The organism is Loktanella sp. SALINAS62 (assembly GCF_018263905.1).
Taxonomy (GTDB): Bacteria; Pseudomonadota; Alphaproteobacteria; order Rhodobacterales; family Rhodobacteraceae; genus Loktanella.
The window spans coordinates 1-9,681 of sequence record NZ_JAAFZU010000033.1 but is presented as its reverse complement, the minus strand read 5'-3'; the positions used below and the strand labels follow the sequence as shown (position 1 = coordinate 9,681).

Annotated in this window: 4 protein-coding genes and 4 pseudogenes; 5 read left to right on the top strand and 3 right to left on the bottom strand. The window is 51.8% G+C overall.

Going from position 1 to position 9,681, the window contains the following annotated elements; translation table 11 throughout:
• Nucleotides 1-176: pseudogene (locus GZH79_RS12050) on the top strand (DDE-type integrase/transposase/recombinase); the annotation flags it as partial.
• A gap of 7 nt (nucleotides 177-183) precedes the next feature.
• Here the strand turns inward: GZH79_RS12050 and GZH79_RS12045 are convergent.
• Nucleotides 184-1,593, bottom strand: a complete 1,410-nt coding sequence (locus tag GZH79_RS12045) for an IS30 family transposase (protein ID WP_211644035.1) — start codon at nucleotides 1,591-1,593, stop codon at nucleotides 184-186.
• Nucleotides 1,594-1,636: 43 nt separating this feature from the next.
• Between GZH79_RS12045 and GZH79_RS12040 the strand changes: the two are divergent.
• From GZH79_RS12040 to GZH79_RS12030, 3 genes and pseudogenes are all read left to right on the top strand, one after another.
• Nucleotides 1,637-1,939, top strand: a pseudogene (locus tag GZH79_RS12040) (integrase core domain-containing protein); the annotation flags it as partial.
• 281 nt (nucleotides 1,940-2,220) lie between these two features.
• Nucleotides 2,221-3,582 (top strand): ISNCY family transposase, encoded by a 1,362-nt coding sequence (locus GZH79_RS12035; protein ID WP_211644034.1) that lies wholly within the window; start codon nucleotides 2,221-2,223, stop codon nucleotides 3,580-3,582.
• Between the two features lie 203 nt (nucleotides 3,583-3,785).
• Nucleotides 3,786-4,768, top strand: a pseudogene (locus GZH79_RS12030) (IS30 family transposase).
• A 14-nt stretch (nucleotides 4,769-4,782) separates the two neighbouring features.
• Here GZH79_RS12030 and GZH79_RS12025 read toward each other — a convergent pair.
• A complete protein-coding gene (locus tag GZH79_RS12025) occupies nucleotides 4,783-5,520 on the bottom strand; it encodes a hypothetical protein (RefSeq protein ID WP_211644033.1) in 738 nt (245 codons plus the stop codon).
• A gap of 75 nt (nucleotides 5,521-5,595) precedes the next feature.
• The gene (locus GZH79_RS12020; RefSeq protein ID WP_211644032.1) at nucleotides 5,596-7,905 is read right to left on the bottom strand and encodes a glycosyltransferase family 2 protein; all 2,310 of its coding nucleotides are present in this window, start codon (nucleotides 7,903-7,905) and stop codon (nucleotides 5,596-5,598) included.
• A 701-nt stretch (nucleotides 7,906-8,606) separates the two neighbouring features.
• Here GZH79_RS12020 and GZH79_RS12015 point away from each other — a divergent pair.
• A pseudogene (locus GZH79_RS12015) lies at nucleotides 8,607-9,589 on the top strand (IS3 family transposase); the annotation flags it as partial.
• Nucleotides 9,590-9,681: the final 92 nt, after the last annotated feature.

Here is a 9,681-nt window from a genome sequence, read left to right as displayed (position 1 = left end):
GGCAGGGGTTTGTCTACGTCGCCTTCGTCATCGATGTGTTCGCGCGGCGGATCGTTGGTTGGCGCGCAAGCCGCACAGCCAATGCCGGCTTTGTTCTGGATGCTTTGGAACAGGCCATTCATCAACGTAGACCAGCGCAGGACCAACTGGTCCATCACTCGGATCGCGGATCGCAAGGCGGATTCAACCGGTCGTCGCAACACCTTCGTATATATCCTGTTTGAGCAGCCGGTCGAGTGCCTCTGCGGGCGTTTGCCAGTCGAGCGTTTTGCGTGGCCTTGTATTCAGGGCATGGGCGACAGCGCTCAACTCTTCAGTGCCATGACAGCTGAGATCAGTGCCCTTGGGAAAGTATTGGCGAAGCAAACCGTTGGTATTTTCATTACTACCGCGCTGCCAAGGACTCTGAGGGTCGCAGAAGTAGATTTCGAGACCCGTGTCGATCCGAAGCTGAGCATGCTGTGCCATCTCGACGCCTTGGTCCCAGGTCAGGGAGCGGCGCAGATGTGATGGAAGATCCATGATGGTTTTGGAGATGGCATCGCGGACGGCTTCGGCCCCATGACCGGCAAAAGCTGGACCATTTCTGACCGACTTGGCTTTACCGTGGCCTTCCATGCGCGGCAGATGCAAAAGCATCGTGAAGCGCGTCGTGCGCTCCACCAGAGTACCAATCGACGAGCTGCCAAGGCCGAGAATAAGGTCACCCTCCCAATGTCCCGGCATCGCCCTGTCATCAATTTCAGCCGGACGGTCGCTAATCATTAACGCATCTGAGAGGAAGGACTTACCTCGGTTTCGAGCCCGTTCTCGGGGCAGGCGCAGTGCCCGTCCAGAGCGAAGACAGGCTGAGAGTTCCCGCTTCAGGGCTCCGCGACCTTGGATGTAGAGTGCCTGATAGATGGCTTCATGACTAATGCGCATGGTTGGATCCTCCGGAAAGTCCACCTTCAGGCGCTGCGCGATCTGTTCCGGGCTCCACGCCAGAGACCACCGTCGGCTTTGTCGATGCACAGCCCGCCGTTTTTTCCATACCACGATGGGCCCATCAAAAGCGACGCCCTCGGGCGTGGCTATTAGACCTGCGAGCCGGTCCTGCACATAGTCGTGTAAGCTTGGATTGCTCGTCAGTTTGCTGATCTTTGGCCGCCGGGCGGCACGATCTGCATGCCACTGCGCTGTCAGAGCGCGATAGTCGAAGTCTCCGCTTCGGGTCGCCGAGTTACGCCTGATCTCACGTGAAATTGTACTGGGCGACCGCCCAAGCTTGCGAGCTATTGTGCGCACACCGGTGCCACGAGCACATTCCAGGGCTATTTCCTCGCGGTCCGCGAAGGTCAGGTTGCGGCTTTTAAGCAAAGTAGCTGAGGGCGCGAGATGTGTGGGAGGCATTCCACCAGAACTTCTAAACCACCGGCTCCCAACAGGTGCAGAAACACCTGCCGAAACTGCAGCTTCCTCACTGGAAAGCCCCATCGCAATACCCCGCCAAAACCGACACAGAGTTTCACGCTGCCAGACAGGCGGTCGCCCTGGCGAGAATAATTTGGCCCGCGTGGACCGTTCGGATTTTCGTCTGCCTGTTTTTGTCATCTACACCTCCTAAAGTGGGGTGTTGCGACGACCGGTTGAATCCGCCCAATATTTGTCGATCAAATACACCGAACGGCTTGCAGAAGCCAAAATTGCGCCTTCTGTCGGCAGCGTCGGGGATTCATATGACAACGCCTTGGCCGAAACGATCAACGGCCTGTTCAAAGCCGAGGTCATTCACCGCCGTGGCCCATGGCGCAGCTTTGAAGCCGTCGAATATGCCACCCTGGAGTGGGTCGATTGGTTCAACAATCGCCGTCTGCTGGAGCCCATCGGGAATATCCCGCCAGCCGAAGCAGAGGCAAACTTCTATGCAGCTCTGGAAAGATCAGACATGGCCGCGTAACTAAGACAATTCAGACTCCGGCAAACCCGGCGCGGTTCAAGAAAATGTGAAACGGGATGATGAGGAACCGGGAAATCCACTCGCATCAGACACATCAAGCAGATCGGTCTGCAACGCACCAAGGGCCCATCGCGGGCCACATGACACCCATGCGGCACAATACAAATGACATAATCATGATTACACGTAACATCTGTGTAAGCGCAAAGTTAGAATGTCCCACATCTGCAAAGTAGAAGTGTCACACTTCCCTGTCGACCAAGCAGGATTGGAGTGTGGCCGTGGGATTTGTGATCATGAGCGAACGCGAACTGAACCGCATTGAAGTGCTGAGCCAAGTTACACGAGGCGCGATGACGGCTGTGACAGCTGCCAACGTGCTGGGACTGAGCCGACGACAAGTCCACAGGCTGCTGAAGGATTTTCAGACTGGAGGTCCTGGTGCCATTCGGCACAAGGCGCGTGGTCGCAAATCCAACAATTGGATCGACCCTGCGGTGCGTGAGTTCGCCGTGACGTTGGTCAGAGAGAATTACAGTGATTTTGGGCCCACATTCGCTGCCGAGAAGCTGGCGGAAGACCACGATCTGAAGGTCTCGCGTGGGACACTGCGCAAATGGATGCAGGACGCCGGGATCTGGTTGTCACGCAAGCAGCGCCGCACGTTCCATCAGCCGCGGCTCCGCCGAGAATGTCGGGGCGAGTTGATCCAAATCGACGGGTCTGATCATCACTGGTTCGAGGATCGCGGGCCGGCCTGTACCCTGTTGGTGTTCATTGACGATGCGACCAGCACGCTGATGCAACTGCGGTTTGTGCCCTCGGAAAGCACGTTCAGCTATTTCGAGGCGCTGGACCTATATCTGGCAACGCATGGCCGGCCGGTCGCATTCTATTCCGACAAGCACTCTGTGTTCCGTGTGTCCCAGCAAGGGGCTAAAACAGGTCATGGCATGACCCAGTTCGGGCGCGCCCTGAATGAGCTGAACATAGAGATTCTTTGCGCAAACAGCTCTCAGGCCAAGGGTCGTGTTGAACGGTCAAACCGCACGCTGCAGGATCGGTTGGTCAAGGAGCTCAGGCTGGCCGGGATCGCTGACATGGACGCCGCCAACGCGTTCCTGCCCGGCTTCTTGGCGCGCTATAACGCCAAGTTTGCGAAGGTCCCGCGCCGTCCTGACAACCTGCACAGGCCGATGAACATCGAACCAGACCGGTTGCGCGATGTCTTTTGCCTGCGCGACGAACGCTACGTCGGCACGCAGCTGGCGTTCTCATTCGAGCGGCAACGGATCATTCTGGCGGAGAATGAAGTCACGCGCGGCCTCGTTGGCAAATACGTCGACAGCTATGCTTTTCCGGATGGCCACCTGGAGTTCCGCTGGCAGGGTGTGTCGCTGCCCTACTCCATCTTTGACAAAGACCAGCGCGTCACGCACGCGGCGATCACCGAGAACAAGCATCTCAGCGCGGTGCTGGAACATATCAAGGCCGAACAGGACAAGGCGTCGCCCAAACCGCGTCGTGCGGGCAAGCAGAAGACGCGCTATGAACCAACCGGGCGTCGCAATACCGAGGGCTGGAACTCGAAGCTCGCGCGGCGGGCAAAGGCCAAAGCTGCCGCGCCACATTCCGCCGAATGATCAAAAAAGCATGGCTGTTCAGGGCTGCGATATTTGAGGTCTCCGCCCTGCCCAGCCATGCTGCCACACCGCGCCTGGGACATTTCTACTTTGCACGCCATGGGACATTTCTACTTGGTTGCAACAGTCTGTGTAAGCGGGGGTGGATTCACAAATGAAGTGCAACTTCTGTATCAAAACAGAGGATTGCATGGAGTTGATCAATGGGACGCACCTACTCTCACCTAAGCCTGGAAGAACGCCGCAGGATTGCAAAGTGGCGTGAAGCCAGAATGCCGATCGCTGAGATTGCCGATCGCCTGGGTCGCGATGCATCGACTGTCTATCGGGATTTGCGCCGGAACCACTACGATGACAAGGAACTGCCCAACCTGGATGGCTACTACGCTCTGAATGCACAGGAGATGTACGAGCGCCGTCGTGCGGTGCACCGCAAGCTGGTCCTGCATCCTGAACTGAAGATTGCCATCGAGGATCGCCTCAAAGCTGGCTGGTCTCCCGAACAGATCGCCGGTCGGATGCGTCTGGAAGACCATGGGGTCCGCGTGAGCCACGAGACAATCTATCGCTTTGCCTACTCGAAAGACGGTCTTGCCGAACAGTTCTACAGGCACCTGCCGGAACATCGCAAACGCCGTAGGCCACGGGGCAACGGCGGCACAACCGCACCCATATTTTTGACGCCCAAAGCCTGTCTTACAGGCCTGAGAGTATCACTGAGCGCACTGAGTTCGGCCATTGGGAATGCGATCTGATGATGTTCCGCAAGGAGCATGGAAAGGTGAATGTGACGTCTTTGGTGGAACGCGTCAGCCGTTATCGCGTCGTCATGCGCAATGAGGACCGCCAGTCCAAACCGATCATGGAAGCCTTGGTTAAAGGTCTGGCACCCTTGCCCGCGGATGCGCGACAATCGATCACCTTCGATCGTGGGACGAAGTTCTCAGCCTGGCAGCGGTTGAAAGATGGGATCGGCGCAGACGCGTGGTTTTGTGATCCGCAAGCGCCATACCAGAAAGGCACGGTCGAGAACACGAACAGCAGATTGCGCCGCTACCTTCCCAGATCAACGGCACCGACGGCGCTGACAAATCGATATTTAAGGTCGATTTGCCATCGCCTCAATGCAACGCCGCGCAAATGCCTCGGCCACGATTTGCCGACACCGGATGAAAGACTGAGATAAAATCTTCATTCATATCAGATATTTTTCTGCATCCACGCAACGCAGATATCATAAAAAATAAAATCACGACTATACCAGCGAGACAAATTCTTAATTGCTAAATCACTAAAATCAGGTGAGTCCGAATAGTCACTCGCGTGAATTCGTTCGGCAACCAAATTTTCCTTAAGACTTTCGTATTCGACCTGCAATTTAGCCTTTCTTATGAAAGTAGTATAATCAGTATCAAAATGCTCCTGACGAATGATCCAAATTGGTGGATTCTCATCAAGAAAATAACCCCTTTTGAAAAACCAATCAATTTGATGGCGACCAATATGATCAGATGATGTAATTGCATACATGGCGCGAACACCACGAATTCCGTCGGAATATAGATTTTCGGCAAGATCGTTCGCGTGTTCAAATTCTGAGAATAATATCTTTTCACTAGGCGTCCAGCCTGGACCTTTAACTGGATTCCAGCCCTCTGGCGCCAACTGACTTCCGCGACGTTTTCGAGAATAGAAACCAGACTTAAATCTCGAAATTGGGTTTCGGATCGAAAAGAAGTAGGGCTTATCATTTGGTATATCCATCAGGCGAACCTGATGAGGAGCCGTTGAAATAGATACACCAGACAAATCTTTAACTTGCCGCGATAACCGTGTGATGTGGGATCCAGCGGTCTTTCCTATGTGTAGAAAAACTACATCGCTATTACTTAATTTCGTTTTAGCGGGATTATCTTTCCTCGACTTATTGCCAGCCATATCTTTTCTTCCTTAAGTGCAGATTCAGTACTAAAATCATAAAAAAACCAATGTTCGATGTCTGTTTGCATTATATTAGCCTAGGCGAATCAAGCTCTTTCTTAAGGTCTTATACGCACTATTGTTAGTCAACTTAAGATATATGTTTGCAAACGCGCGTATAGGACGTGGAGATAGCTTCAATGCTTCTTTATAATTATATTTGAATGCTGTCTTTACGCGCTCCAAATCGCTTGGCGCTTTATTTTTGTATGATACACGGCTGTTAATCTCGGTTTGATGCATCACGCCAATCTGCGCTAATATATTCAAATAGCTGTCTGGAATATTGACTTCGACCGATACCGGGCTGGCGCTCCAGGCGTCAAATTTCATATCAACTCCTCGCTGTTCGAGGAATTTAGCTGAAGTCTTTTTAAAAATCTGAATAGCACGATCTTGGCTACCAATGGAGATGAGAGGAGACTTCTGGTCAGTGGGTAACGTTAATGCGTAGAAACTTCGCAATATATTGGCCCGCACCGTTTTATCCGAAACTAAAGACGAGATCAGACGCGACATTCTAATTTGCGCGTTACATGGGCTAACGTATCGACTAACAGATCCTGAGATGGTGAGGTGGCTAATAACATCAGAACTGTCGCAAAGCCGTAAAAATGACTGTAATAATCCTTCACCAGCTACTGCAGAATCAAAGCTGGCAATCCGAGCCTCATGACCCAAGGCGGCCTCGATCGTACGGACAGTTTCAGCATAATTCAGACGGTTCTGCTGATTGTTAAAGTATTCGTCAGGATGTTGGTAGGCTAGAGCTCCACCGTTGCTGATATCCTCGCGATAAAAAGAGTCAATCCAGTGATCAGGGCGACGGAAGTAGATCACAGGTATAAAGGCACCTTTAAGTTTGAGTCTAGCCAAACTTTGTGCGATATTTGCACTATTGACGCCTGCCTTAAGTGTCTCATAATCACATAGATTTTCAGCCGATATGATAATCTTGTTGCAACCTGAATCTTTAATTTCATCTTGCAACGCGTTAATTGTATTAGGATCAGATTTCTTCATTGCCACGATTAAACCTTGATGGCCAGGCAAACCATTTGGCCTTACGGGTCCAAAATTATGATGAAATCCAAAACCGGTCTTGGGGAAAAGAATGCCCTGCGCCTTCAGTGTATCATAATTTGCGTTCAACTGTTGCTGTACAAAGGTTGAACCAGTTTTATGCGTACCGAAATGTATATATATTTTTAAACTATCTATTTCCTGCGTTCCCCCTTCTAACCTTTCTGACAAGATTGGGATCTGTTGCTCTTTTACTCGCGCCTTTTTTGAAATAGCTTTCATCTCCCCGCCATCGCCTTCGATTATAGCTGAGATATAATCATAGAGATCTTTAGCTGTGATTTTACCATTTCCAGATTCATTTTTTGCATAACGATGGCTATGTATGAAAATTGATTTTTCGATCTCTTCGAGAGAAACATTTTCTCTAGTGAGAAACCGTCTCAGTTGCTCCTTCAGCGATTGTGAATCTTTGATTAACTCTTTGTGTTCAAGATTGACCCATTCTGCAATGTCGTCTTGGAATACGAGGTTTATAGCATGACGAACAACTTCGGCACTTTGATAATATCGCTTATTCTCAACGTCTGAGTTACGCCAAGCCCAAACACACTTCTCAAACAAATCGAGTTTCATTCTTGATTCTTCGAGAGATTTTCTGGAGGTCGAAATCGAATTTGCACGTCGGCGCCATACTCGCACAGGTTCAGCGAAAATAGCGATGGTATTGGCAGCGATCATACTTTCGACGATGAACAATCGATCCTCAAATTTACGTTGGGCGACATCAAAAAATATATTATTGTTGATTAGAAAATCGCGTTTGTAGATACTTGCCCAGCTGTGAACTCGCTCCAGCGCACCGGTTAGACGGGCTTCTCCAGTTAAAAATACAGTTTTGGACATCCGCAAATCCGTCGACATTAATCTTCCGAAGTTTCGGTTGATTCTTGCGAGAATTGTATGCGCATGAGTTATATCCGCGCCACAGCCTTTGGAGTGGGTATAGTGCTTTTTTAGTCCACCAGGCAGATAATAATCATCAGCATCGAGGAAAGCAATATGTTCATAAATTGCGGCATGAATTCCAGTATTGCGGGCGGCAGAAAGGCCTTTGTTCGCATTGTGGTGTATCACACGGGCTTTATTGATATACCCGCCGCGTTGAAAGAAACTATCGTCAAAGTGATCCGGGTTGTCGTTAATAATAATGACTTCAATTTCATTTATGTTCTGAGTTAAGACAGAACTTAAAGCTAAGTCCAAAAACTCTACTTCATTGTAAAATGTAATGACAACACTTACGCCGGGTCTTACCATTGGATTTCGCTTTTTCAGTTAATGCGTCGTGTTTCTTTCTTATATCCCTTCTAACCAACACTTCCCAAGAGGTCTACCGTCGGCAAGCAAGTTCGCCTGCCCACCGTATCAAGCTGCTTTCGGCCCGAGCGGCGTCTGCGGTTGCGCAGACGGCAGGAACGGGGTGGATCGGACCATGAAGCCTCCGCGTCCTTGCCGGGCGGTGGCGTTTTTCAGCGCGACGGACTGAGCTATCGAGCCGGTTTTGTTTAATTTGGGGCTGGATCCCGGTCATACACAGGAGTGAGGCGCTCGAAGTCGGCGGATGGCGACGAGGATGGCGCGCACCATCGGGCTTGTGACCCGCGACTTCGGCCAGCTTGGAAGGTGAGGGGCGTGACGCACGACACGGTTGCCTTGTCCGTGCTGCACATCCCACACTGTGTCCCAAGATAGACCGCTCTTCCGCGCAATCGTGTTTGGCGACATTTTTCCGGTGTCGAACCCGGTCGGCAGGATGATGGAATACATGCCGATAAGTAAGATCGTTTGATTCAGCTATTCCATATTCAAAATGGGCCTGCTTTTGCGATCATCAGACCCGCCTCTCCCTCGTGACCACGAAACCCGATTGGAATTTGGCGACCCAGTCAGTCGCCTTTGGTTGAGCCTCCCCCTTTGAAGTGGTCCGCCCCTATAGTTAGGAAAGCGGAGGACCAGAGATGGCCATTAAGAGACCCAAGCCGGAAGAGATTGTCGTGAAGTTACGGCAGGTTGAAGTTCTGATGGGGCAAGGCATGCCCCGGATTGACGCGATCAGACAGATCAGTGTGACGGAACAGACCTATTATCGCTGGAAGAAGAAGTACGGTGGAATGGGCACGGAGCAACTTAAGGAACTGAAGCGGCTACAGAAAGAGAACGAGCGCCTACGGCGTGCGGTTTCTGATCTGACGCTGGACAAGCTGATCTTGAAGGAGGCCGCATCGGGAAACTTCTGAGCCCTTCGCGTAGGCGGGCCTGCATCGATCATGTGCGCTGCCAGGTGAAGGTATCTGAGCGACGAGTTTGCCGCGTGTTGGGCCAGCACAGATCTACACAACGGCGGTCGCCGCAAGGCCGTGCTGACGAAGAACGCCTGATCGCAGATATGATCGAGCTAACGCGCCAGTTCGGCCGATATGGCTACCGCAGGGTTGCGGCTTTGCTGAGGGATGCAGGCTGGCAGATCAACGACAAGCGGGTTGAACGTCTATGGCGACGTGAGGGGCTCAAAGTGCCAATGAAACAACCAAAGAAGGGGCGGCTCTGGCTGAACGATGGATCGTGCGTCCGTCTTCGGCCCGAGTATCGCAACCACGTCTGGTCGTATGACTTCGTGCACCATCGAACGGATGATGGCAGGGCCTTCAGGACACTCAACATCTTGGATGAACACAGCCGAGAATGCTTGGCGATCCGGGTGAAACGAAAGCTTAACTCAATTGAGGTCATCGATGCCCTCACGGACTTGTTCATCTTGCGCGGTGTGCCTGCTTACATCAGGTCAGACAATGGCCCGGAGTTCATCGCCGAAGCTGTCAGGGATTGGATCAAAGCCGTGGGAGCCAAGACGGCTTACATTGAGCCCGGGTCACCCTGGGAAAACGGTTACTGCGAGAGCTTCAACGGAAGAATGCGTGATGAATTGTTGAACGGCGAAATCGAGAGTGTCCGATCTTCTGTGTAACTGGGATCTGGTCCATGCTTCCTGAGAGGAGCAAGGACGATGACGATTTCCAAGGAACTGCTGGACGA

Coding starts and splice junctions, on each gene's coding strand:
- GZH79_RS12045 (WP_211644035.1), bottom strand. CDS start 1,593: ATGACAAAAACAGGCAGACGAAAATCCGAACGGTCCACGCGGGCCAAA.
- GZH79_RS12025 (WP_211644033.1), bottom strand. CDS start 5,520: ATGGCTGGCAATAAGTCGAGGAAAGATAATCCCGCTAAAACGAAATTA.
- GZH79_RS12020 (WP_211644032.1), bottom strand. CDS start 7,905: ATGGTAAGACCCGGCGTAAGTGTTGTCATTACATTTTACAATGAAGTA.